Here is a 25,288-nt window from a genome sequence, read left to right as displayed (position 1 = left end):
TGCAAATATGCAGCGTTTATCCCAGAGATTCAAAAAACATGCTGATATCTCTCCCCGGTGCAATGGCGATGAATTCAGAATTTCGCATGTCCGCATTGTTACACATTAATGGTTCTCCATCGGGCCAGCGGCGCACATGTCCACCGGCAGCTTCCACTATGGCTTGTCCGGCAGCAGTATCCCACTCCATGATGCTGTCCATACGTGGATAGAGGTCGGCCTCTCCGGTGGCAATCCGGCAGAATTTAAGAGCACTTCCAGCCCTCACAAAACAGACCGGAGAAACATATTGGCTTATTCGGGCTATGAAGCTTTCAGTTTGGGGTGTAAAGTGGCTTTTGCTGCCCACAATGGTGAAGTCATTGTTTTGCTTTAGGTATGGGAGCTTTTGCGCTTCTTGCATAAATCGCTCAGATGATACAGATGTATCAGGTGTGATGTTTTTAAGATGCCACGCACCACTGCCCTTTATTCCGGCGAATAATTCAGCTTTGCACGGCACATAAATGATGCCTGTGGTGGGTCGGTTGTTCTCAACAAGTGCGATGTTAACGGTAAACTCGTCATTCCCATTTATAAAATCCCTGGTGCCATCCAGTGGGTCGATGAGCCAGTATCGGTTATTTTTTTTATTTCGCTCCACTGTGTGGGGTTTCCCTCTTCGCTGAGAACCGGCCATGGCGTGTGTGACAGTGTGTCAACAATATACTTGTGACTGAGCATGTCGGCACGGGTAACTGGTGAGAGATCCTCTTTGCTGGATACCGATTTGTCATCACTTCGATAGACGCTCATTATCAGTTCTCCTGCCTTTATGGCGGCGTTTATGGCTATTAAGAAATCGTTATTGAGCATGTGTCAAAATTTAATAGACGGTGAGATAAGCCACTTGATGCGGGTTTGTGGTGTGAAGCTGAAGGTTGTGAGGTCTAGATTTTGAATTACAATAACACCCGGTGTTCTACCCTCATCCAGCAGACCTATTTGGTGTGACATGTGAATGGATGAAGCGCTCCATTCAGTTGCAAGATACAATAATTCTATCAGGTTATCTGTAGCAGTGAGCGAGAGGTGTTTTTTTATCCTTTCAAGAATTGGCATTTCGTGGTTGTTGCCGCATCGGTCTAGTACCTTGTGCGGTGCCGCAATGCTGTCGTTGGTTTTTATCAGGGCCGGTGGTCGCTCTGAGGTTTGGTAGTTGTTTGTGCCCAGCAGTGCAGTGCCCCATGCATAGTGCATATTCAGATAACGGGGCTCGGGTATAATCTGTTGATCAGCAAGGCAGATATCGAGTAACCCGGGAATCAGCAGGCCGCCATGTAGCTCCAGTCCCGGGCGTTCACGCAATCCTTCGGGATGCACTTCTACTTTTTCAATAGCTCCCTGTGGCGATAGTTGTATTATTGGCCATTTGCCAACGTTTCCGCCCGGAAGCAGGATGAAATGGGAAGCAAACATTCGGCTTCGCATAGTTCTTTGGTTTTATCGAATCAACTCCTCGGGCAACAATATTTTGTGAGGTTCGTTCACAGGAATTGAATCCTGAATAACATTGATGGAGATGTTCGTGATTTCAACAGCCGGTCTTATTGTGGAGTCTTGCAGCAGAATGAAGCCGTAAATTTCTACCGGGAAAGTGTCTCTCCTTAATTTAAGTTCAAGAAGAGCATTGGTTCGGTGGAACGAGTGCGTAATGCTATGGTAAACCGTATCCGCAGTGCTGTCGGGGTAAAACGCTGAAAGCATCATGCGCGGCGAACGGCTGGCATCATTCCTCAAAAACTTGTAGGATGCTGCCAGTTTTATTAGCCCTGACAACTCAAGCGTGTCGGTGGTATAGCGAAATGGCAATCTTGCATCGATCGTATCGCTCAGGCTTAAATGTATGGTCGAGGTATCTCTCCAAAGATTAAGGGGCTGGTTCACGTCGATGTCAGGTAGGTTGGAAAGTCTGAGCCGGTCTTCCTGTTCCCGTTCAATTAAAATTCTCACATCGGCCTCCCGTTCGCTGAGTCGGGCAAGTACTTTTTCATATACCAACTGATAGAGTTGAGGGTTGTTGTTATACCATTTGCGAATTGTATCGAATTGTTCGGGTGCAATGCCGTGGCGGTTAAGCACGAAGGCATAATATCCGGCAATGTTGCGGTCGCGATAGGCTGAAACTCCGGGTGCATAGGTGATTGTGCTTTCGAGGATGAGTATGTCGGTAAGGATATCGGCCATCTTGTCCGGGTTGGGAAAACCTCGCGGAATGTTGTATTTATTACAACCCATAAACATCAGCAAAATGAGGATGAGCAAAGTGTTCATCGTTCTGCGTAGTATGTATTTGGAGCTTCTTATGGGTGTCATGATGTTTAATTTATATCACATTGCTTGATGTCAGACAATTGTGAGTTAGACAAAGTTGTCGTATATGACACCAACTGTATCTGGTTTTTATCTGCCATCGCCACGCACCATGGTGCGAATTGTTTTCAGGAAAAGTACAAAATCCAGCTTAATGGACCAATTGTCTATGTATTCCAAATCCATCTTCATCCACTCATCAAAAGGGATGTTGTTACGGCCGGATACCTGCCAGATGCAGGTGATGCCTGGCTTCATTGAGAGGCGTCTGAGCTGCCAGCGCTCGTACTCTTTTACTTCGTCGGGCAGGGGGGGGCGTGGCCCCACTACCGACATCTCGCCAAGCAGCACGTTAAAGAATTGAGGCAATTCGTCGAGGCTTGTTTTGCGCAGAAACTTTCCAACTTTTGTGATGCGCGGATCGTCGGCGATTTTAAATACAGGGCCGTCCATCTCGTTATGTTCCAGCAGTTTTTCGCGCAACTCTTCGGCGTTTACAACCATCGTTCGGAATTTGTAAACTAAAAATTTACGGCCGCGCAGTCCAACCCGTTTCTGTTTAAAGAAAACAGGTCCTTTGGAGTCGAGTTTGATAGCCAGGCCAATAGCAAGAAACACCGGAGATAGCAATATAAGTACCGATGCGGAGAATAATCTGTCGAAAAAATCTTTTGTTTTCAACGCCAGATAGTTCATTGGCGTACTTGAAATGGTAAGGAAGGGAGTGGTGCCGAAAAAATGGAGCTGTGTACGGTTGGCCAGCATGTTAAAAAATGGCGAATACAATCTGAAAACCACACCCACTTCTGAGCATATCTGAACCAGGGATTCCAACTGTTTGGGAACCAGATTTTCTTTACAAATTACAACTTCGTCGATGGCTTTCTGTCTGAGCAATTGCTCTATATCAGTATCTTCAGGAAGAAATGGAGCCACCGATGAACATTCAGACTCCAGTTTGTCAGTTCCAATAACTGCTGTAATGCGATAGCCCCATTCAGGGTGCTTTAGTATTTGGCGCACAAAAGGGATAGAAGTATTGTCGCCAATAAGCAAAATATTTAGGTAGTTTAATCCTTTTTTACGTGCCGACTTAAGTAGTTGATAGGTAAATGTTTTAGCGCTAAAGGTAAAGAACAGGTGTACCAATCCGAAAATAAAGAAGAGGTGTATGCCCAGATAGAAAAGGTTGAATGCCCAGGCAGAGAGGATAAGAAGTAAGGTGCCTGCAAATGTCAGTCCCAGGCAGTTGAAAAGCACGATTGAATACGGACGTGAACGGTACATGATATTTGTTCCCATGCCGTTGCTAAGCAGTGTCCAGAAAATTACAATGAGCAGCTGAAGAATGACACTGTCTTTGTGATGGAGAACGGAAAACCGTCCAAATTCAAGATATAAGGCTATGTTGAAGCTAATGATGGCGAGCAGGATGTCGACCATTGTCATTAGTGCGTTGATTGCCTTGGTTTTCTCCTTTAGCATCGTTGATTTGATTTGTGGTCACGAATATAATATTTTATTGTTTAACCCGCCAATAATAGTGCAACATCGTGAAGCCTAATTTCACATTGTTTTAATGTATGATGCGGACGTTTGTTGTGATGGTGTGTTGGATGTAAAGTATTGGTTGAGAGAGTGTAGTTGTTTGTCTTGAGATTTGGGAGAGGCCGGTATTTCTTAAATAAGAGTATTATGTGCTTTTAATTGTGGTTGGGTAGTGTCATTTTTTATTTTCACAACCGGTTTGTGATAAAACCAGGCATCAGAGCAGAAGGGGATATATAAGATTGTAGGATGTTAGATGTGATTGTTGATATCTTTCCAGATTTTGGAATAGACCGTTTCTTGCGCCTCTGTTTTTGTTAAAAAAGGTTGTTTTTAACTGTTTATCTCGCCTGTTTTCAGAGTCAATGAATTTTCCAAGAATTGGAATTTAAAAAAGCTAAAACATTCATAAGTTTTTCTTTTTGGAAAACTTTTGAGGTGTACGATTGTTGTTAGTGTATTGGAAATAAGTGAATAGGGTTTTTGTTTTGGACAACTTTGGTGGGTTGTTGATAAAAAATATTTGCCGAAAGGGATAACCTTTTCTAACTTGCCATCATTAAAATTATCCAAAAGGAAAAAATATAATCATCACCCTAACAGGGAATTAAAAAAAAACAATTGAGATGGAAGTTACAACGATGCAACAACGAACCGAAAGCGGAGCTGAAAAACTCTTCACCAACGAAGAGGCTTTTAAGGCAGCTTTGGAGTATTTCAAAGGCGATGAATTGGCAGCTCGCGTATGGGTAAATAAGTATGCACTTAAAGATTCGGATGGCAATCTTTATGAACTTACGCCCGATGATCTGCACTGGCGATTGACCCGTGAAATTGTGCGCATCGAGAAGCGTTACCCCAATCCCATGTCGGAAGAGGAGGTTTTTGCCTTGTTTAAAAACTTTACCTACATCATTCCGCAGGGGGGGCCTATGGCCGGCATGGGCAATAACTTTCAGGTAGCTTCGCTATCCAACTGTTTTGTTATTGGCAATGATGGCTCATCTGACTCGTACGGAGGCATTATGAAAATAGATCAGGAGCAGGTGCAACTGATGAAGCGCCGGGGTGGTGTGGGGCACGATTTGTCGCATATCCGTCCCAAAGGGTCGCCGGTTAAAAACTCCGCACTCACGTCAACCGGTATTGTTCCGTTTATGGAGCGCTTTTCAAACTCTACTCGCGAAGTGGCACAAGATGGCCGACGCGGCGCACTGATGTTGAGTGTCTCAATTAAGCATCCTGACTCAGAGAAGTTTATCGATGCAAAAATGGAGCAGGGAAAAATTACCGGTGCCAATGTGTCGGTAAAAATTGATGATGACTTCATGAAGTCGGTTGTTGAGGAGCGTCCCTATATTCAGCAGTATCCCGTTGAAGCCAACAATCCTAAATATAAGAAGGAGATTAATGCTCAGGATTTATGGACTAAAATTGTTCACAATGCCTGGAAATCTGCCGAGCCCGGTATTCTCTTCTGGGATACCATCATTCGTGAGTCGGTGCCCGATTGTTATTCAGATTTGGGATATAAAACGGTGAGCACAAATCCGTGTGGTGAAATACCGTTGTGTCCTTATGACAGCTGCCGGTTGATAGCCGTAAACCTCTATTCTTACGTTGAGAATCCTTTTAAACCAGAGGCGAAATTTAATTTCGACCTGTTTCGTAAGCACGTGGGTGCAGCTCAGCGTATTATGGATGATATCATCGATTTGGAGTTGGAGAAAATTGACGCCATCCTCGAAAAAATTGACCACGACCCCGAAGAGGAAGAGGTGAAACGGGTTGAGAAGAACCTTTGGCTCAACATTCGCAGAAAAGCAACCGAAGGACGCCGTACCGGTGTAGGCATTACCGGCGAAGGGGATATGCTTGCTGCACTTGGCTTGCGTTATGGTAGCGATATTGCTACCGAGTTTTCGGTAGAGGTGCACAAGAATCTTGCTTTGGCAGCTTATGGCGCATCAGTTGATTTGGCTGCCGAGCGGGGTGCATTTCCTATCTATAATACGGAACGTGAAAAAAACAATCCGTTCGTTCAGAGAATCAAGGAGGCTGATCCGGAGTTGTATGCACGTATGTCAAAATTTGGTCGCAGAAACATTGCATTACTTACCATTGCCCCAACAGGAACAACCAGTTTGATGACTCAAACAACAAGTGGTATTGAGCCAGTTTTTCTCCCTGTTTATAAACGCAGACGCAAAGTGAATCCCAATGATCCGCAGGTGCGGGTAGATTTTGTGGATGAGGTTGGCGACAGCTGGGAGGAGTACAACGTGTTTCACCATAAGTTCCTGACATGGATGGATGCCAATGGCCATGACATTACACGTCATTATGGACAAGAGGAGTTGGATGAGCTGGTTAAGGAGTCGCCCTATTACAAAGCAACATCCAATGATGTGGATTGGCTGAGCAAAGTGCGCATGCAAGGTCAGGTTCAAAAATGGGTGGATCACTCCATCAGTGTGACCATCAACCTGCCAAACGATGCCACTGAGGAGTTGGTTGGGCAGCTATATGTGGAAGCATGGAAGAGTGGCTGTAAGGGTGTTACCGTGTATCGTGATGGCTCGCGTGCAGGTGTGCTCGTAGCAAGTTCCAAAGAGAAGAAAGAGGAGGAGCCCTCTAAGTTCCCGAAAAAACGCCCGCAGATACTTGAGGCTGATGTGGTTCGTTTTCAGAACAACAAAGAGAAGTGGATTGCATTTGTGGGTTTGTTAGATGGTCGGCCGTATGAGATTTTTACCGGTTTGGCCGATGACGATGAAGGAATTTTGCTTCCCAAGTCGGTGCTGAAGGGCAATATTATTAAGAATTTTGAGGAAGATGATTCGTCACGTTACGATTTCCAATATGTGAATAAGAGAGGGTATAAAACTACCATCGAAGGATTGTCGTTCAAGTTTAACAAGGAGTTCTGGAACTACGCCAAGCTGATTTCCGGTGTGTTGCGTCATGGCATGCCCATCGAGGATGTGCTGCATCTGGTTTCGGGCTTGCAGCTCGACAACGAGAATATCAACAACTGGAAAAATGGTGTAGAGAGAGCCCTTAAAAAATATATCCCCAACGGAACCAAAGCTCGGAAGGGACATTGCGAAAACTGCAGCTCCGACAACCTGGTTTACCAGGAGGGATGTCTGATTTGTCAGGACTGTGGTTCTTCAAAATGTGGATGATTTGATGTGCCAATAATGTAAAGAAGGAAAAGGGCTCGTTCGATATGAACGGGCCCTTTTTTAGCGAGGCCTATGTGGTAAAAAATAGTTGGTGAAAACATCCAAAAGCTATTAGTTTATTGAACCTGCTGTTTTTGGGTATCACCACGCATCATTTAAAATAGGAGGATGGACTCCAATTGTCTCACTATGCAAAGGAATTATTTAACCACTATTTTCTTTATCACTATGCCTTTGGATGTTTGCAGGTGCAACAGGTATATGCCAGGAGTAAATTTATCTGTCGGTATGCGCCTAATGTTGTCATTACCTGATGATGAAAAGACCACTCTTCCGTTGATATCGAACAGCTTAATCGATTCAGCCGGATGCTGAGATTCAATATTGAGATGACTGACAGCAGGGTTGGGCCATATTCTCACTGATTCTCCTGCTTCCACGTCTTTTACATCTGTTTTTACGGCATATCCCTCTACGGTCATGTTATCAAAACGGTTGTTGCCCGATGTGTTGGCGGCATTTTCATCAGTGAATAAGATTTTCACGGCAAAGTCCGGATTGTTTTTGGCAGCACTTAATCCTGAAAAATCAACGGTGACAATAGAATATGTTTCAGTTATTTCAATGTTGTCCTTAAAAAGTGTCCATGTGGCATTTGGTTCATCCTGATAATAGATGGCTTGTGTTTTAGCGCCATTGTTTGTTCTGGTAACGGCATATTTGAGCACAATCTCCTCAAACCCTGTGGTAGGCAGTTTTATCATCAACTCCCTTGTATTGGCAGGGTTTCGAACACGTAAACCTCTCTCCGCCGGAAAATCATTTCTTGCATTGAGTGCAGATCCGTCGTTGACACGATCCATGTAGCCATTGCCCGTTCCGGGATAACTGATGATTGCGGGTTCATCGGTAAGGGAGAGATTGGCTGATATTTCCTGGATGTGACCATCGTCCAGCGAGTTAAAGTGCCAGTAGTGAATAAGTTCCAATGTTGGTGCTGGCTCAAATATGGCTGTTGCCGATATGGTGCCGCTAAGTGCAAAGGTGATTTCTCTGGCGTTGAGATCTACACCGTTCACACCGGTCCATCGTACAAACCTGAAACCCGGTGTGTCAATGGCAGCAAGAGTTACCGGAACACTCCCAAAGTAGAGGCCATTCCAAGGATATGGATTGGATGGATTTATGATGCCAGGAGTTTCGTCATCTATAACGATGGTGTTAACACGAATTTTACCGCCATTTCCTTGACGGTTCACGGTGAGACTTTGGAGTTGACTGATGCCGAACTCGCTCATTACATGGCTGCGGTAATTGGCGGGTCTCTGGCTGGCAAACGTTTTAATGCTACCGCCCAGATCGTTACCACTTCGCCAGCGATTCCAATGTTCGTTGCGGGTATTTGCTAAACGCGCGTTGAACGCATCAACTTTTTGGCTTATGTATGCCGCATTAAAACAGGTGTTAAGCTGGTCGGCCACAGCATTGATGAAGTAGTTTTTAAAATCGGCGTTGTTCAGCAATCGTCTAAACAACATGGACGAGGGGTCTGAAGCCGATGAGGACATTACCCGGCTCAATCCATTATGCGTTTGATTACTGCCATAAAGATTCATGCCAAAATCTACATCGTAGAGCATCCATCGCCATCTGCCGTCCTTCCCGGGAGCTGCGTTTTCATGCCATTCGGCTGAGCGGGAGCGCCAGAAGGTCATGTTATTTTGCGGCCAGTCGGTATTTTGAAAATAGATTTGAGCCGCATAAAACTGGGCGAGACTTTCAATGTCAACTCTTTGCTTAACCCAATCGTAATGAGCTGGAAGTGCCATGTTGTTTGCTTCGGCATAACTCAGGATGTCATAAAACAGTGCCCTGTCCTGTGATATGCCCACATCAATACTGCCCCAAGCCTCCATGATAACCACATCGTCGGGGTCGAGATTGTAGTGCGAAGCAATGTAGTGCTGGTCGTACCTTTCACGTAAGTTAATGATGCCCCAGAATTCTCCGTTGATGAAATGAACCACCGGCTGATAGGCCTGAGTTTCGAAAGGCAGATGCTTAACAAGGTCCTGCATGAGGGCATCCCTGTAAAAGGTGCTGTAAAAATCGTTGCCGGAGTTACGAAGTATCAGTCGACGGAACGTTTCCACAGTCTGCTCTGGGTCTCCTTTAGCGGGTAATTCACCAAAAAACGGGAATTCAAAAGTGTTGCCTGTGCCATAAGCACTTCGGGCATATAAGCGCAATGATTTGATATAGTGCGCGCGACTCCAGCCACCGTGAATGCGCAATCCAATGTTGTGAGCGTATGCGGGTAGGCCGTTGCCCGGGAAAAACTCAATGTGTGCCGACCTCTCCCATTCGGGGCCGCGCTGATTGTAGTTGGCAGGTCGGCCGTCATTCCATTCATCGGTGTTATTTGAACGCCAGTCAACAGCCACTTTTCCGGGCACGTAAATGCCCAACTCGTAGTCGAAAAGATTTGGTTCGTCGGTTACAATTGAAAAAACGGGAAGGTCAAATCGATTTTCACCTTCGGGCGTAATGAAATAGGTGTGGGTATATGTGTGAAGTGAGAGCGCATTCTCTTTTACCGGCTTTACCCTAATTACGGTTCCCTTAAAGATGTTTGATGCTGGCAGGCGCGTGCTGGTGCTAAAAGCAGTATTAATGGCGGCAATTTGATATGCATCAGACGACCTGTCGGTAACAGGTATTGCAGTCTCATATAAAAATGTCCTGAATTGCCTGTTTAGCAGCGCGCCGTGTGGGTATATGTTTTTGTATTGATAAGTTGTTCCATTCACGTTGTCCGGATCAGGTTCTGAGCCGTCAAGCGTATAATAGATATCCACATCCTCATCAGCAGTGATGGTAAGTTCAAATGGCTGGGTGTAAAATCCTCCGGTATGCGAGAATACCGGGATTTGCGTAAGTACTTCAGAATAGCCTTTATTTGAGTTGGTAGCAGCCGGAGTGGGAGTTTCAAAAAACAATAGCGCATCACGCGTCAGGTTTAGTCCGTACGATATATCACCGGGTATGGGTATGGCATCTACAATGTGCACTGTTTCGCCATCGGGGTGTGTCAGAAGAATGGGCTCTCCCGATGCAGATATTGAAAAGTTGGTGTGCAGCTCGGTATCTTTTACAAAGAGGTGCTGCCCCGCGATGGGAGCTTCCATCGTGCCATTCGGAAGTTGCCATCTTACGGCCAGGTTGTCGCCACCCTGTTCTTCTTTCATTAATGCTGAAATGTAATAGTACTGCCCTTCTGTCAAATGTATCGGTGCGGAGCGTTGCTGGCTGTACTTCTCCCACTCACGTGAATTGGTCCAACCCGGAACCTCTGCAATAATCACGGCGTTGGCAGGATTTTCACTGGTGCTCAACAGTAACTGGCCATTGTCATCGCTCGCAATCCAGAATGTGTAATTTCCGGTCATTGGCGCTTTTATTAAGCCATGCATGCGTTGCCCGTAGTTGTCGGCAAAATCAACAGGTGCTTCAAAAAAATCGGTGATGATGCTTGTGTACGATGGACTGTTAGGGTATCGTGGGTGATTCAATAGATGGTTTATAGAGGTGCCAGTCATATCCAGAAATACTTCCTGACGAATTCCATTCACATAGGAGTTAACAGCAGGTCTGCGGTCTTTTCCCGATGCCCAAACCAACAGATACTCGCCCGGTTGGATGGTGACATCCGGAAAAATCCATTTGAAAGGATTGGAGTCGTTGTCGGATAGACCCCAGTTCAGTAGGTTTACTGGTTCATCCCCATGGTTGTATAGCTCAACCCAGTCAGAATAATCACCATCTTCATCGGCAATTGTGTTTGAGTTGGATGCCATTATTTCATTTACAACCACTGTGTGCGACTGTGCGTTTACACTGTATGTGGCTAACGCGAAGGATATCAGAATTGTGATAGTCTGAATTATGCGAGTAGATTTTAACATCGTGACTTATTTGATTGTGAGTTGTTAAAAATAGCAAAATAGTTTTGGGAATAAAAGGAATAACCGATTAATCGACCCGATGGTTAAGGGATTGCAGGTCTCAACTACGGGTGATTTGTATATCTTTGCATCAAACAAGAAATCATAACTATGAGTCAACGCGAAGTAAGAGTCCGTTTTGCACCCAGTCCCACCGGGCCGTTGCACATTGGCGGGGTACGCACCGCCTTGTTTAATTATCTGTTTGCCAAAAAACATGGCGGCAAGTTTATTTTACGCATCGAAGATACCGACAGCACCCGTTTTGTTCCGGGGGCCGAAGCTTACATCAACGAGTCACTCAAATGGCTCGGACTGACACTCGACGAAGGCGTGGCAGAAGGTGGTCCGTTTGGCCCTTATAAGCAGTCGGAGCGTAAAGCAATCTACAAGCAGTATGCGCAACAGCTTATCGACAGCGGGTGGGCTTATTACGCCTTTGATACACCCGAGCAACTGGATGCACTGCGGGCACAACATGAAGCCGAGAAAAGTACTTTTGCCTACGATATCTCTACCCGTAACAGTTTGAATAACTCATTGTCGCTTTCGGATGAAGAGACAAAGGCGCGTCTTCTGTCCGGAGAATCTTATGTGATTCGGTTTAAAATGCCCGAAAATGTGGACGTGACAGCACGCGACCTGGTTCGGGGTGAGGTGACATTCAACACCAATACCCTCGACGACAAAGTATTGTACAAATCGGCCGACCAACTGCCAACCTACCATTTGGCCAATATCGTGGACGACCGTCTCATGGAAATCAGTCATGTCATTCGTGGCGAAGAGTGGCTTCCTTCACTGCCGCTTCATGTGATGCTATATCGTGCCTTCGGATGGGAATCGGAAATGCCCCAGTTTGCCCATTTGCCGCTCATACTAAAACCCAGTGGGAAAGGAAAGCTCAGTAAGCGCGATGGCGATAAGGATGGTTTCCCGGTGTTTCCGCTTCAGTATGTTTCGCCCGAAGGGGAGGTGGCATCAGGCTATCGCGAGTCGGGTTATTTTCCCGAAGCCGTTAACAATCTGCTGGCTTTGCTGGGCTGGAATTCCGGCACGGAGCAGGAGATTTTCTCTCTCGATGAACTTGTCAACATCTTCTCCATTGAGCGGGTGAACAAGTCAGGCGCGCGGTTCGATCCGGATAAAGCCAAGTGGTTCAACCATCAATACCTCGTTAATAAAAGCGATGCAGAACTGGCACAATTGTACTTGCCCATCATCAGAGAGAAAGGTTTTGAGCCATCATTGGAAACAGTTACCACAATTACCGGTCTGGTAAAAGAGCGTGTGAATTTTGTGCAGGAGCTATGGGAGCAGAGTTATTTCTTTTTTGAGGCGCCATCGGACTACGACGACAAGGTGGTGAAGAAACGATGGAAGGGCGATGTGCCTGCATTTATTGGAGAAGTGGCTGCACTGCTTGAGACGGCTACCATATGGAAGGCCGAAGAACTGAAGCAACAGGTTTCTGACTTGATAACCGCCAAGGAACAAAATTTTGGAGGCGTTATGAATGCGCTGCGATTGGCATTGGTTGGCGGCGGCTTTGGCCCCGACCTGTTTACCATTATCGAGTTGTTGGGCAAAAATGAAACGGTGAGCCGACTGCGCAAGGCTGTGGAAGTGATTCCCGCATCGTAAACCGAAACTTGTGCAGGTGACGAACAGCGCATACCAACATCATTTATGCGCTTTCGCTTTAGTCGCTGATATCGTCACCCCGGAAGTGATTTTATTGCCCCTGTATTTTTATTGAGGAAAAAGGGCTTTCACGGTTTGTACTTTCGTTTCTGAATTTTTAAAATGTTCAGATACGAATGTACAGACCGTTTTTTGTGATTATAAAGCTTGTTTTGGCTGCCTTCACATCGATAGCGGGCGAGACACCGGAGCCGGTTCGGACTTCCCATTCTACAGAAAGTGTGGAGTGGGCGCCACATCATTACAAAATGCAATATCTGACAAGAGCCGGCTTCATCTCTGCCGGTGCAGGCTATAATGTGGGCAATGTATATGAGCCAACTCTATTAATTGGCTACATGCATCAGTTTATTGAAGGCAAAAGCCGCAACGCTCCGGTAGTTTCATTAAAAAACAGTTTTAATATTTATGGACGAAGCATTCCCGACAGGTTTAATCTAAAAGCAGGCTTGAGTCTCAATCTCGCGCTATCGGAGAATACTTTCGAGAAAATTCCTGTGTACAACAAAAGGCGCCCCTACTTCCAGAACAGGTTTTATGTGTCGCCCTATTTTGGTGGCGAGTGGTTGCTGAATAGCCGCAAGGAGCGGAGGCGCAAGTATGGATTATATGCCGAATTATCTACGCTGGATAGCTACCTTGTGGACTTTTCCAGAAGCCGTTTTGTCGATTTTGATGAAATATGGACGCTGATGTTTGGCGTCACAGTGTATCCTTTTTAGCTCGTTTTTTAACACGCCACTACCGGCCTTTGCCCAAAAAATAACAACTTAATTTCTCATCATCGCATGCCATAGTTAAAACCATCATAGCTTTTTGGAGAGTATTTTGTATCCAAAAACAATTGAGGATGTTTTATAGTTGGTGGACCAACTCTGGTATTTCTCTAAAATGTGGCGATTGGTATGGTGTCTGTATTCCAAACTATATTTGCTGTGTTGTATCCCAACTCCGAAGGCAAAATTGAATCCGGTGGATATTTTGAGCGGGCTATAAAGTTCAGCACCATTTCTTTCGTAATCAATTGAGGATGGGAATAGCACATCGCCAATAATCGATGCATTTACAAAAAGTTTTGAATCGTTGTTAAGTTCAAAGTAACGTCTCAATGTTATTGGAAGGTCAATGGATTTATAATCAACACTTACCGTGTAGTCTCTGTTTAAGATGGCAGAGGTAAGCTCCATTTGTTTTTCAGAGACAAACTGCTGATAAGTTGGCTCAACGCATACCGACCAACTTCTATCATTGTATGGCAAAACAAATTCAAATTCAACGCCCTGTCTAAAACTCAGTTTTCTGCCAAAATCTACATCCTGATTGTTTGCACTTGAGTTTGAAACTGACAACATTGTATTGTTTAAGCCGGGTCTGAAGGTAATGTTGAAAGTGCCCCTCCTTCTTTTTTCCCTCCAATTGGTATAGTTGCTCGATGTACATTTGTTATACTCAGAAAAAATATCTACCAATGCTTTCGTTTCATAGGTTATCTCGCTAAACGTTTGAAATGTAAACGAGTGGCAATTGAGTCTGTTCGCGATTTGTTGCTGAAAGGCAATGTTTTTTCCAATCTGTCCGCCATGTGTTTTATACTCTTTGTAAACCAACTGTTCAATTGGTGAATCATCTACCTGATAAAAAAATCTGATTAAGCCGGGTTCTTCATATACGTACAAACTGGCTTTTCCTTCAACTAATAATTTCAAAAAGAGTTGTTCTTCGCTGAACTCTGGATTTGGATCAATGCTCATCGTCTTTATATCCACGCTCGACCTGTCTATTTTTACCACACTTCTAATGAACTTTGATTCGTCGTAAATCCCGAATTCTTTAATGGAATCGATAGGGGCCTTAACCTGAGGTGCGTTTTCAGTTAGCTTGTAACTGATAGAATTTGGGTTTTTAAATCCGGGATTTCTTATTAAACATTCGATTTTTTCGTTCGAGTTGTTAATAAAATATCCTGTTGAAAATCGTTGGGAATGGCTGCTGAGAGCAATTATTGTAAACAAGAATGATAGTAGAAGATGTTTCATTGAGAATTGAGTTGGTTACTAAGGTTTTGATTGCTATTAGCCATCAAATATAGAAAAATAGTTTGTTTCAGAGGTGACTTAATGGGAAATTATTATGTCAAAGAGTCGGATGTTCAAAATCTGGAAGTCACGATTTAAATATAACATATGCAACGTACACATATACTACATTCCGGGCATTGTGGAAGCGGTTTCAAAGCCGTAGGGAGTGCAGCTTAAGTTTTGAGAAGATTAAGATCTCTGTTCAATCCACATTCACTTCAGGCCGTCATTTGTTCCTTTCAACCCCCCTGCTTTTTCACTTCCAGAACACAAATTGTAATTGCCGGTTTTCACGCACTAATTTTGTTGACATAAAAATGTTGACCCTCAGGTGATTGTAATAAAATGTAAAAAAATGAAACGAGTACCTATTATTCTCTTTGTAGCTGGTTTGTTGTTTGCCTCTTTTGGATGCGGTCGCAAGGCCGTTGAGGAGGTTAAGCAACCCCGAATTGTAAAAGTTGCTATGCCACATAACGGTGGGCAGATAGCTGTATCAGAGTTTAACGCATATATTGAAGAGAGCCTCACGGCCGAGGTGCCCTTTCGTGTGGGTGGGCCGGTTATTGGGCTATACGCTGAGCCGGGCGATTATGTGAAGGCTGGTGCGGTGCTGGCTACCATCGATCCGCGAGACTTTCAACTCCGCTTTCAGGCGGCTGAAGCTCAATATAATCAGGCAAAAGGTGAGTATGAACGCTACCTGGAACTTTACAATCAGGGAAAATTACCTGCAAATACCATCGATAAGCTGGAGACAGCCTGGCTGGCCGCTAAAACCAACTGGGAAAATGCAAGAAATGCACTGGCCGATACCAGATTAACAGCACCTTTTTCAGGTCATGTTTTTCAGCGAAACATCAACCGTCATGAAACCATTGCCCCGGGTATGCCGGCTTTTACCATTTTAAATATGGATGAGGTGGAGGTTGTATTTGGAATTCCCGAATCAATGGTTGCTCGTATGGCAACTGTGCAAAAGGCCGTTGTTGTGGTGTCGGGTATTTCTGTTGATGCTGCGGTAAAGTCGGTGGCCGGAAAATCCAACAGCAACAATCTTTTTGAGGTGAGACTTGTAATGAAAAATCCCGATACGCAACTGGTGCGTCCCGGAATGAGTGCAAGAGTTCTGGTAAATGGTGGAGCTGCTGACGTTACACATCCGAGCATACCTGTTGAATCTGTCTTTTACAGGCAGGGCGCACCACATGTGTGGGTTTATGATGAGGCTTTGGGTAAAGTTGCATCACGTGCCATATCAACCGGAGCGTTGCTGCATGGCGGACAGATAGAGATTTTATCTGGATTAGAGACGCGCGATAAAGTGGTGGTTGCAGGTACGCACTCACTTCACGAGAATCAATTTGTGAGAGTTAGTTCATTATAACAGCTGGAAGAGATGCTTGATAAGATATTGGAACAAAAAGCCTTGCTGGCTGCCTTCCTCATCATCATGGTGTTAGGAGGTATCGGTTCGTTTGCCGGGCTTAGTAAATTGGAAGATCCTGAAATTACCGTTAAAGCGGCGGTTATCGTTACACCTTACCCGGGAGCTTCGGCTCAGGAGGTGGATATGGAAGTGACCGACGTGCTCGAAAAAGCCCTTCAGCGACTGGAACACATCGATTACATAGAGTCACGGTCGATGCCCGGCATGTCGCAGATTACGGTACACATGGAGGGTTATATCACCATGGATGAGATTCCACAAGTTTGGGATCACCTGCGCCGCAAAATTCATGATGCGCGTTCATCGCTTCCGCCGGGGGCTTTGGAGCCCATTATTAATGATGACTTTGGCGATGTATATGGCATTTTTATGGCGGTGAGCAGCGATGGCTACACCTATAAAGAGCTTGAAAATTATACCGATTATCTCAAAAGCCAGCTTCTGTTGGTTGATGGTGTTAAGCGTATCGAAATGATTGGCCAGCGCACCGAATCGGTCGACATTGTTTTTTCACCTGAGCGTTTTGCCGCGTTGGGCGTAAATCCCATGGCCATTGTTCAAACGCTCAATGACCAGGGCGAAGTGGCCGATGCCGGAACATTGGTGGCAGGGTCACAACGGTTGCGCATTAGTGTTGGTAATAAATTCCAGTCGTTGGATGAGATTCGACAACTGAACATTCAGGGAGCCAATGGAAAGAGTTTTCGGCTGGGCGACATTGCCGAAGTGCAACGCGGTTATCTCACACCCAAGAGGGGCGGGTTAACTTACAACAACCGTGAGAGCCTTGGATTGGCCATTGCTATGGAGTCGGGTGATAACATCATTAAGTTGGGCGAAAGAGTGGATGCTGCGGTGGCTCGTCTCATTGGCGAAATCCCCGTGGGTATTGAGGTGCACAAGATATATGACCAGCCATCAAAAGTTCAAAGCTCCATTAACGATTTTACCATTAACCTAGCCGAATCGGTGGCAATTGTAATTGTGGTATTGCTTTTTGCCATGGGGCTGAAGGCCGGTCTGCTTATCGCCAGTAGTCTGGTGTTTACCATTTTGGGGACTTTTATTGTGATGGGCTTCATGGGCATGACACTCGACAAAATTTCGCTGGGTGCCATCGTCATTGCCATGGGAATGCTGGTCGACAATGCCATTGTGATTGTGGATGGGATTCTGGCCGATTTGGAGCGCGGTGTAAAGCGCAGGAAGGCTGTTGTGAATTCAGCCAGGCAGAATGCAATTCCCCTCATAGGCGCTACGCTGGTTGCCATTCTGGCTTTTATGCCGCTGGCATTTAATACAACAGCTGCCGGGGAGTTTTTAAAGCCTCTGTTTTTTGTGTTGGCTATATCGCTCAGCTTAAGTTGGATTTTGGCCATCATACAAGTGCCCTTCATGGCTAATTTATTCTATAAAAAGGGGAAGAAAAATGAGAAGAAGACCGGAGCATCCAAAGAGATTTACAACGGACCGGTTTATAAAGTTTTTGGCGGCATCATCCGCTTTGCTCTTTGGCATAAGCTGGTTTTTATAATTGCCACAGGCGTTGTGTTGGTAGCTTCTTTTGGCGCCTTTGGATGGCTGAACAAAGACTTTTTCCCGGGTTCAAACTACAACCAGTTTATGGTTGAGTACCGTTTGCCGCAGGGTGCAGATATCTATCAGGTTGAAAGTGATTTACGCGAAATAAAGGAGGAGTTGCTGAGTTGGGATGAGGTTCGTCATGTGACAAGTTCATTGGGAAGTTCGCCGGTACGCTATACACTTTCGCGCCCTATGAACAGTTTCAGTCCGGGTTATGGCGAGCTGATTGTGGATGCTTCAGATTACAAGGTGGCGCAGCAGCTTATCGAACGTATCGAGGATTACTTTCCTGATAAATATCCCCACGCAGTTATTCGGTGCAGGCAGTATTCTGCCATTGGCGGAGATTATAAAATACAAGCCGTGTTTTCGGGACCTCAAACCGATGTGCTGCTTCAATTGGCCAATCAGGCTAAGGAGATTATGCACCATGAGCCGGGAGCCATATTTGTAAACGATGACTGGGGAAATGAGGTGAAAACGCTGATGCCTGTCTACTCTCCGGCAAAGGCGCAGAGACTAAATATATCCCGTGGAGCCATGGCTTCGGCGCTTGCAATTGCTACCGATGGCATGCCAATAGGGCTTTTCTACGAAGAAAACACAAAGATGCCGGTGGTGCTTAAAACCGACAGTCCGGCGAAAAGTAATCCGGCCACACTGGCGACTATACCTGTTTGGGGCAACTATTCGCAGAGCAGTGTGCCGCTTGCGCAGGTTATCGATACTTTGGGTGTGGACCGTGAGTTTTATCTCATCAAACGATACAATGGCGAGCGGGCCATAAAAGTGCAGTGCGACCCTGCCCACGGTCTTACCGCACCGGCTGTGTTGGCACGTTTTAGAGCCGATATAGAGAACCTTCCGTTGCCCGATGGCTATAAACTGGAGTGGCATGGGGAGTTCAAGGACAGCAACACCGCAAACCGGGCGCTTTTGGAAAATTTGCCACTGGCTCTCCTTTTAATGGCACTTATTGCCATTGGGCTATTCAATAATTTCCGACAGCCGGTTATCATTTTCCTGATTGTGCCGCTTGCTTTTATTGGTATCATATTCGGCTTTCTTGTGACGCGGATGAATTTTGGTTTCATCGCCATTGTTGGCGGGCTTGGACTCATCGGGATGATGATTAAAAACACAGTGGTGTTGCTCGACCAAATCAACATCGAAATAAAATCGGGTAAGATGCCGGTGATTGCCATTATCCGTGCAGCTGTTTCCAGGGTTAGACCTGTGTCAATGGCATCGCTCACAACAATTTTGGGCATGTTTCCATTGCTTTTCGACCCTATTTTCCAGGGAATGGCAGTGGCCATCATGTTTGGGCTTCTGTTCGGAACCATTATCACATTGTTGGTGGTGCCGGTGCTTTATGCGCTATTTTATCGCATCGATACTGGCAAGCTAGCCATCATCGGTAAAAAGAAAGCCTATTAAGTCTTGTTTTTTCATTTTCGTTAATGCTTGGGTTAGGTTGGGGAAGTGTGCGGTGCAACGGCACTGGCTGCTTCCCCGTTTTCCCCGCCGTTTATATTATCTGGTTATGAATCGTATCTATAATATTTTGATTGGTTTAGTTGCCTGCATTGCTGCCGGGCAGGCTCAAACACCCGTAACACTTGCGGAGAGTCGTGTGAGTGCGCTGGAGTATAACCGGTCGCTCGATTTGGCTCGCATGGATGTGCAATATGCCGAAGCGGCTGTTAAGTCGGCACGTACTGCTTATCTTCCTAAGGTTGATGGCTCGGGTTCGTTCATGTTTCTGCCCGATTTTGGCGGTGTTGCATTACCCGGATTCTTTCTTCCAACGGCCGAAAGTGCCGAAGCTGCTGCCGCTGGAAACTACTCGGGCACCAGTGATGCCTATTTTCCCGGTTTTAATTTGGTTATGGATGACTTGAAAATTTACATGGCCGAAGTATCGCTGCAGCAGCCGGTTTATGCCGGAGGACGCCTGCGAACCGGCAATCAGATGGCCGACCGGGGCGCTGAAATTGCCCGTGAAGCGCTCAGTTTGACCCGTGCCGAGGTGGTCCACGGCACCGACCGTGCCTTCTGGGGGTTGGTGGCCATTCAGGAGCAGGTTGTGGTGCTTCAAAAATATGTGGAAGCGCTTGATTCTCTCGAATCTCAACTGGCAGTTCATTTTGAGCTGGGTCTTTTGCCTCGCAGCGAACTGCTTAAAGTCACCGTTCAGCGAAATGAAGCACGATTGCAATTGCTGGAAGTTAAAAATATGCAGAAAATTGCCGGCATGAACCTCGCCAGGCTCACAGGTCGTCCCCTCGATGAACCACTCACAGCGGTTTACGAGGCGCCCGCAGAAAGCCTGTCGCAATTCGAGATTAAAAATGATTTCTCTGCCCGTCCCGAACTTCGTATCTTGCAGCAGAAAAGTGAGCTGGCAAGACTCGAAAAACTTTCGGTACGCGGCGAATACCTGCCGCAGATTGGGGTATCGGCTGGTTATCGATACATTGATGTCCCCAACCTGGTTTCCGGAAGTTGGAATTTAACTGTTGGGGCGGGTGTCTCAATACCAATCATTCATTGGCGCGATAAAAAGCACCGAACCGACATGGCGCGCATCAACCAGATGAAATCAGAGGTGAATTTTAAGGATGCTCACGAACAAATTAGTCTGGAAGTGCAACAAAACCGCTTCAATCTCGAAACAGCCATACAAAAAGTGGATGTGGCGGCTGTCAATCTGGAGCAGGCAGAGGAAACACTCTCCGAGGTGGAGATTAGCTTTAATGCAGGATTAAATAATATCACCGATTTACTCAATGCCCGCGTAGCCTGGCAACGGGCATCAGCAGCACAGGTTGAGGCACGAGCCAATCTCGAAATCGTTAAATCGGCTTATATGAAATCGGTTGGCTTGTTATAGCATTTATTCTGAATAGATATGACGTTGAAAGTATTACAATTGTGCCCCAAAGCAAGGATGTTCGACTATCGGCGCATCCTTATAGAGTTGTTGTCCGCCTTTCTTATCTCTGTATTGATGATTCTTATACTTAGAGATGAGGATAGTCCGGTGGCGCTTCAGGCACGTGGGGTAACCTTTAGTGCCATTGTGCTGGTGCTGCTTTGCGAGGGTATTTTTATTTTCGATGCCATTATTTCAAAGCGCTTTCCATGGCATGAGGCAATTCGCAAGCGAATGGCATCGCTCTTTATCTTTGCAATGACCTGGTTGGCCGTAATTGGTTTCTTTGCGAAGTTAATTGCAGCATATTTTTTTGTCCCTGTAGGTCATGAGCCGGAGCCGGAGCGAATAAATGTGGCCATCACCATCTACATCCTTTTTGCCATCATATATGTGATTGTACTCATTGGTCATAACTTTCACGTTACGCTCAACAGGTACATTGTAGAAAATGAGCGGTTGAATCGTCAAAAACTGGAACTTGACTATTCGGCACTTCAGGATCAGATAAATCCACATTTCCTGTTTAACAACCTGAGTACGCTGATGGCACTCATTCGTCAGGATGCAGATGCTGCTGTTAAGTTTGCAGGCGATTTTACCGATGTGTACCGATATGTGTTGATGAGTACCCGTCATAAAACAATAACCCTTCACGAGGAGGTTGAATTCATCCGCTCCTATCTGGGGCTGCACGGTCAGAGACTGGGCGAGGGGCTTCTGGTGGGAATCCATGTGGATGACGCGTATCTTTCGCGCAAAGTGCCGCCCCTGTGTTTGCAGTTTTTGGTGGAGAATGCCATTAAACACAATGTGGCCACATCTACTAAACCGTTACAAATTGATATATCTGTGGAAGGGAACAAGCTCTGCGTGACCAATAATTTGCAGCGCAAAACATCCACCTATTCCACCAACACCGGACTATCAAACTTATCCAGAAGATATGCTTTTTTGGATTCTAATGCCGATGTTGAGGTGGATAGCGGAGCCGACTATTTTAAAGTAAAAGTGCCAATGCTTTAGCTGTTCAGAGTTTGAATTGAATCTAAGCATCTGATAATAACCTTAATCAGTCAATCACAGTTAATCATCTAACATCTAGCCACCTAACATCTAATCATCTAGCATCTATATTATGAAGTTTAACGCCATTATTGTTGAAGACGAGCCCTTGTTGGCACGTATGTTACGTCGCATGATTGAGGAGATAAATCCCGATTGTCAGATTGTGGCCGAACTTACCGGGGTAGAGGATACTGTGGCATGGCTCAATGCCAATCCCGAACCGTGTCTTATTTTTATGGACATCCAATTGTCTGATGGCATTTGCTTTTCCATATTTGATGCGGTAGATGTAAGCAACAAAGGCATAGTGTTTACAACCGCATACGATGAGTATGTGATGAATGCTTTTGAATACAATAGTCTGGCTTATCTTTTAAAGCCCGTTAAACCCGACGATTTGCGAAAGGTGTTTGATAAAATCGGAAACATTGCGGGAACCTTTGAAGCATTCAACCAGTTAAATGGACAGAAAAAGTATGGCGAACTGGCCAGACTCATTGAGCAGATGCGTCCCAGATACCGTAAACGCATCATGGTAACCAAGGTCGATGGCTATGTTCAGTTGGCGGTGGACGATGTGGCTTTCTTTAAAGTAGATGAGAAAGTTACGCTTGCATACACTTTCACAGGTAAAGTACATGCCATCGATTTCTCACTCGAAAAACTGGAGGAGGAGCTATACAGCGACTCATTCTTTAGAGCTAACCGCCAGTATATTGTCAACATAGAGGCTATTAAGCAGATTGAGAACTATTTTGGGGGTAAATTAATCCTGAAGCTCAATACCATTGCAGCTGAAAAAATCATCGTAAGTCGCAAAAAAGCCAATATTTTCAAGAAATGGCTGGATAGGTAAGCGTTTGCCAGAGCCATAGGCTCGAACCATCTTGTAAGGATGGACTTTAGTCCATTCTGGTTGTGATGCCACGCTCTATGCGAGAGCCGTTGGCTCGGCGCATTTTTGGTGTGCAGTTCTAGTTGTCATCTGTTTATCTTTTGAAGCAGCCACGCCATGTTTTCGCCCAGGGTGTGCATGGTTTTAATGCCTTCGGTGTCATTCAGCACATCGCCTTTCTCCTTGCCAAATGCAATGTTCCAGTATGATGAGCCAGGCACAATCATCTCGTTGATTAGAAAGAAGTGGTTGATGCTGTCGAACGTATTGGTACCACCAGCGCGACGTGCCACTACCACCGCCGCCCCCACTTTGCGGCGAAGAGGATTGCCGCAGCCCCGCATCACATATCCCGACACATCCATCAGAGCCTTCATCTCGGTGCTTACATCTGAAAAATAGACCGGTGAACCGAGCAGAATGCCGTCAGCCTCACGCATCTTGTCGATGCATTCCTGTATGACCTCATTTTTTATGTGACATTTGCCATCGGCCATCTGTCGGCATTTGTTGCAGGCAGTGCATCCATGCACTTGCCGGCCACCCAATTGATAAAGCTCAGTTTCGATGCCATGTGAACTCAGCACTTTTAGTGTCTCTCTGAGCGCGATTTCTGTGTTGCCGCCTTTTCGCGGGCTTCCATTGATGGCGAGTACTTTCATAGCTTTTCGAAAAAAAACAGATAAGAATCCCGGCGTAAATATTGCACCATTCTTCTTATCTGTTAACTGTTTTGAAGTGTATTGCTCCGTTATTTGTTGGCTTTGGCCCAACTGTCTTTCAACCCTACCGTCTTATTGAAAATGAGTCTGTCGCTTTTTGAGTCTTTATCAACGCAAAAATAGCCGAGACGCTGAAACTGGAAGCTGCCTAACGGTTTGGCATCAGCAAGCATGGGCTCCAGTTTGCAACCGGCCAGTGTTTTCAATGAGTCCGGATTGAGATACTCTTTAAAGTCCACATCGCGATGACCGTCGGGCTCTTCATTCATAAAGAGACGGTCGTAAAGGCGCACTTCGGCATCGATGGCATGTGAGGCCGATACCCAATGCAGTGTGCCTTTCACTTTGCGGTCGGCCTGCGGCATTCCGCTTCGGGTTTCGGGGTCGTAGGTACAATATATTTCGGTGATGTGTCCGTTTTCGTCTTTTTTGAAATCCTCACACTTAATAATGTAAGCACTTTTCAGACGAACTTCGAGTCCGGGGCCCAGACGGAAAAATTTCTTTGGCGGCTCCTCCATAAAGTCATCCCGCTCAATATAAATCTCACGACTGAAAGGTATGGTGCGACTGCCCATGCTTTCGTCTTCGGGGTTATTGATGGTTTCCATCATTTCCACCTTATCCTCCGGAAAGTTGGTGATGATGAGTTTCACCGGGTCGAGTACGGCATTGACACGCATGGCACGTTTGTTCAGGTCTTCACGTACACAATATTCCAACAGACCTATGTCGATGACATTTTCGCGACGGGCCACACCAACTTTTTCGGCGAACATGCGAACTGATTCCGGGGTGTAACCTCTTCGCCTTAGTCCTGAGATTGTAGGCATCCGTGGGTCGTCCCAACCTGAAACAATGCCTTTCTGCACCAGCTCGAGCAATTTCCGTTTGCTCATCACAGTGTAATTGAGATTCAGGCGGGCAAACTCAATCTGGCGTGGGCGTACTTCCGGCGTGGCTTCATCCTCCAGAATCTGGTCTAAAAACCAATTGTAAAGCGGGCGGTGAACCTCAAATTCGAGGGTGCAGATGGAATGTGTTATCTCTTCAATAAAATCACTCTGCCCATGGGTGTAGTCATACATGGGGTAGATGCACCATTTGTCGCCGGTGCGGTGGTGTGGTTTATGAATGATGCGGTACATGATGGGGTCGCGCATGTGCATGTTCGATGAGGCCATGTCAATCTTTGCGCGTAATATTTTCTCACCGTCTTTAAATTCGCCATTGCGCATGCGTTGGAAAAGATCCAGGTTTTCTGCCAACGAACGGTTTCTGTATGGGCTCTCCTGGCCGGGTTCGGTGGGAGTGCCTTTTTGAGCGGCAATCTCTTCGGGCGTGAGCTCACATACGTAGGCTTTCCCTTTTCTTATCAGTTTGATGGCCCATTCATATAACTGCTCAAAATAGTCGGATGCATATTTGGGTTCGCCTTCCCATTTAAAGCCGAGCCACTTTATGTCCTCCTGTATGGAGTCAACATATTCTACCTCTTCCTTCACCGGGTTGGTGTCGTCGAAACGCAGGTTACAGGCTGCATTGTAGTGCTGCGCAATGCCAAAATTGAGGCAAATGGATTTGGCATGTCCAATGTGCAGATAACCATTGGGTTCAGGAGGGAAGCGGGTAAGTATTTTTTTGCCGTTTTTACCTTCGGCAAGATCCCTGTCTATTTCCTGATAGATGAAGTTCTTTACTTCGCTGTTTTTTGGCGATTCGCTGCTCATATATTCGCTATGTTTTTTCTCAACCTA

At 45.8% G+C, this 25,288-nt stretch carries 17 protein-coding genes; 8 read left to right on the top strand and 9 right to left on the bottom strand.

The features are described 5' to 3' along the window. Positions 1-16 precede the first annotated feature (16 nt). The 5 genes from ALKIM_RS17865 to ALKIM_RS0106815 all read right to left on the bottom strand — a co-directional run bounded on the left by ALKIM_RS17865 (position 17) and on the right by ALKIM_RS0106815 (position 3,837). Complete coding sequence (locus ALKIM_RS17865) at positions 17-643, bottom strand: 3'(2'),5'-bisphosphate nucleotidase CysQ family protein (protein WP_162148800.1); 627 nt, start codon at positions 641-643, stop codon at positions 17-19. Further along, positions 574-855 (bottom strand): FIG domain-containing protein, encoded by a 282-nt coding sequence (locus ALKIM_RS19850; RefSeq protein ID WP_157363820.1) that lies wholly within the window; start codon positions 853-855, stop codon positions 574-576. The genes ALKIM_RS17865 and ALKIM_RS19850 overlap by 70 nt, the downstream gene beginning before the upstream one ends. 3 nt (positions 856-858) lie before the next feature. After that, positions 859-1,470 carry a hypothetical protein gene (locus tag ALKIM_RS0106825; RefSeq protein WP_026473989.1) on the bottom strand — a complete coding sequence of 204 codons (612 nt, stop codon included), beginning with the start codon at positions 1,468-1,470 and terminating at the stop codon, positions 859-861. A 12-nt stretch (positions 1,471-1,482) separates the two neighbouring features. Then, the gene (locus ALKIM_RS17860) at positions 1,483-2,355 is read right to left on the bottom strand and encodes a DUF4296 domain-containing protein (RefSeq protein WP_052345456.1); all 873 of its coding nucleotides are present in this window, start codon (positions 2,353-2,355) and stop codon (positions 1,483-1,485) included. A gap of 87 nt (positions 2,356-2,442) precedes the next feature. Further along, positions 2,443-3,837 (bottom strand): sugar transferase, encoded by a 1,395-nt coding sequence (locus ALKIM_RS0106815; RefSeq protein WP_026473988.1) that lies wholly within the window; start codon positions 3,835-3,837, stop codon positions 2,443-2,445. A gap of 689 nt (positions 3,838-4,526) precedes the next feature. Between ALKIM_RS0106815 and ALKIM_RS0106810 the strand changes: the two genes are divergently transcribed. Next, the gene (locus ALKIM_RS0106810; RefSeq protein ID WP_052345455.1) at positions 4,527-7,088 is read left to right on the top strand and encodes an adenosylcobalamin-dependent ribonucleoside-diphosphate reductase; all 2,562 of its coding nucleotides are present in this window, start codon (positions 4,527-4,529) and stop codon (positions 7,086-7,088) included. 200 nt (positions 7,089-7,288) lie between these two features. Here the strand turns inward: ALKIM_RS0106810 and ALKIM_RS0106805 are convergent, their stop codons facing one another. After that, a complete protein-coding gene (locus ALKIM_RS0106805) occupies positions 7,289-11,053 on the bottom strand; it encodes a CotH kinase family protein (protein WP_026473986.1) in 3,765 nt (1,254 codons plus the stop codon). A gap of 150 nt (positions 11,054-11,203) precedes the next feature. Here ALKIM_RS0106805 and gltX point away from each other — a divergent pair, with 150 nt between their 5' ends. Both gltX and ALKIM_RS17855 read left to right on the top strand, forming a co-directional pair. Continuing rightward, positions 11,204-12,736 carry a glutamate--tRNA ligase gene (gltX, locus tag ALKIM_RS0106800; protein ID WP_026473985.1) on the top strand — a complete coding sequence of 511 codons (1,533 nt, stop codon included), beginning with the start codon at positions 11,204-11,206 and terminating at the stop codon, positions 12,734-12,736. A gap of 176 nt (positions 12,737-12,912) precedes the next feature. Further along, complete coding sequence (locus tag ALKIM_RS17855; protein ID WP_052345454.1) at positions 12,913-13,518, top strand: hypothetical protein; 606 nt, start codon at positions 12,913-12,915, stop codon at positions 13,516-13,518. A gap of 84 nt (positions 13,519-13,602) precedes the next feature. Here the strand turns inward: ALKIM_RS17855 and ALKIM_RS0106790 are convergent, their stop codons facing one another. Continuing rightward, entirely contained in the window at positions 13,603-14,832 is a 1,230-nt protein-coding gene (locus ALKIM_RS0106790; RefSeq protein WP_026473984.1) for a hypothetical protein, read from the bottom strand. Between the two features lie 397 nt (positions 14,833-15,229). On the opposite strand from ALKIM_RS0106790, the gene ALKIM_RS0106785 reads away from it, so the two are divergent. The 5 genes from ALKIM_RS0106785 to ALKIM_RS0106765 all read left to right on the top strand — a co-directional run bounded on the left by ALKIM_RS0106785 (position 15,230) and on the right by ALKIM_RS0106765 (position 22,770). After that, the gene (locus ALKIM_RS0106785) at positions 15,230-16,261 is read left to right on the top strand and encodes an efflux RND transporter periplasmic adaptor subunit (protein WP_026473983.1); all 1,032 of its coding nucleotides are present in this window, start codon (positions 15,230-15,232) and stop codon (positions 16,259-16,261) included. A gap of 12 nt (positions 16,262-16,273) precedes the next feature. Continuing rightward, positions 16,274-19,348, top strand: a complete 3,075-nt coding sequence (locus ALKIM_RS0106780) for an efflux RND transporter permease subunit (protein WP_026473982.1) — start codon at positions 16,274-16,276, stop codon at positions 19,346-19,348. Between the two features lie 106 nt (positions 19,349-19,454). Then, positions 19,455-20,804 (top strand): TolC family protein, encoded by a 1,350-nt coding sequence (locus tag ALKIM_RS0106775; protein ID WP_044117789.1) that lies wholly within the window; start codon positions 19,455-19,457, stop codon positions 20,802-20,804. 18 nt (positions 20,805-20,822) lie between these two features. Continuing rightward, positions 20,823-21,872 (top strand): sensor histidine kinase, encoded by a 1,050-nt coding sequence (locus ALKIM_RS17850; protein ID WP_044117788.1) that lies wholly within the window; start codon positions 20,823-20,825, stop codon positions 21,870-21,872. A 112-nt stretch (positions 21,873-21,984) separates the two neighbouring features. Next, positions 21,985-22,770, top strand: coding sequence for a LytR/AlgR family response regulator transcription factor (locus tag ALKIM_RS0106765; RefSeq protein ID WP_026473980.1), 786 nt, complete (start codon positions 21,985-21,987; stop codon positions 22,768-22,770). 125 nt (positions 22,771-22,895) lie between these two features. On the opposite strand, the gene ALKIM_RS0106760 is transcribed toward ALKIM_RS0106765, so the two are convergent. Both ALKIM_RS0106760 and ALKIM_RS0106755 read right to left on the bottom strand, forming a co-directional pair. After that, complete coding sequence (locus ALKIM_RS0106760) at positions 22,896-23,471, bottom strand: flavodoxin family protein (protein ID WP_026473979.1); 576 nt, start codon at positions 23,469-23,471, stop codon at positions 22,896-22,898. Between the two features lie 89 nt (positions 23,472-23,560). After that, positions 23,561-25,261: a glutamine--tRNA ligase/YqeY domain fusion protein gene (locus tag ALKIM_RS0106755; RefSeq protein WP_026473978.1), complete on the bottom strand. Its 1,701-nt coding sequence runs from the start codon at positions 25,259-25,261 to the stop codon at positions 23,561-23,563. Between the last annotated feature and the right edge of the window lie 27 nt (positions 25,262-25,288).

Origin of the sequence: Alkaliflexus imshenetskii DSM 15055 (assembly GCF_000517065.1) — a bacterium.
In the GTDB taxonomy this organism is placed as follows: domain Bacteria; phylum Bacteroidota; class Bacteroidia; order Bacteroidales; family Marinilabiliaceae; genus Alkaliflexus; species Alkaliflexus imshenetskii.
This window is presented reverse-complemented; position numbering and strand designations above follow the sequence as displayed.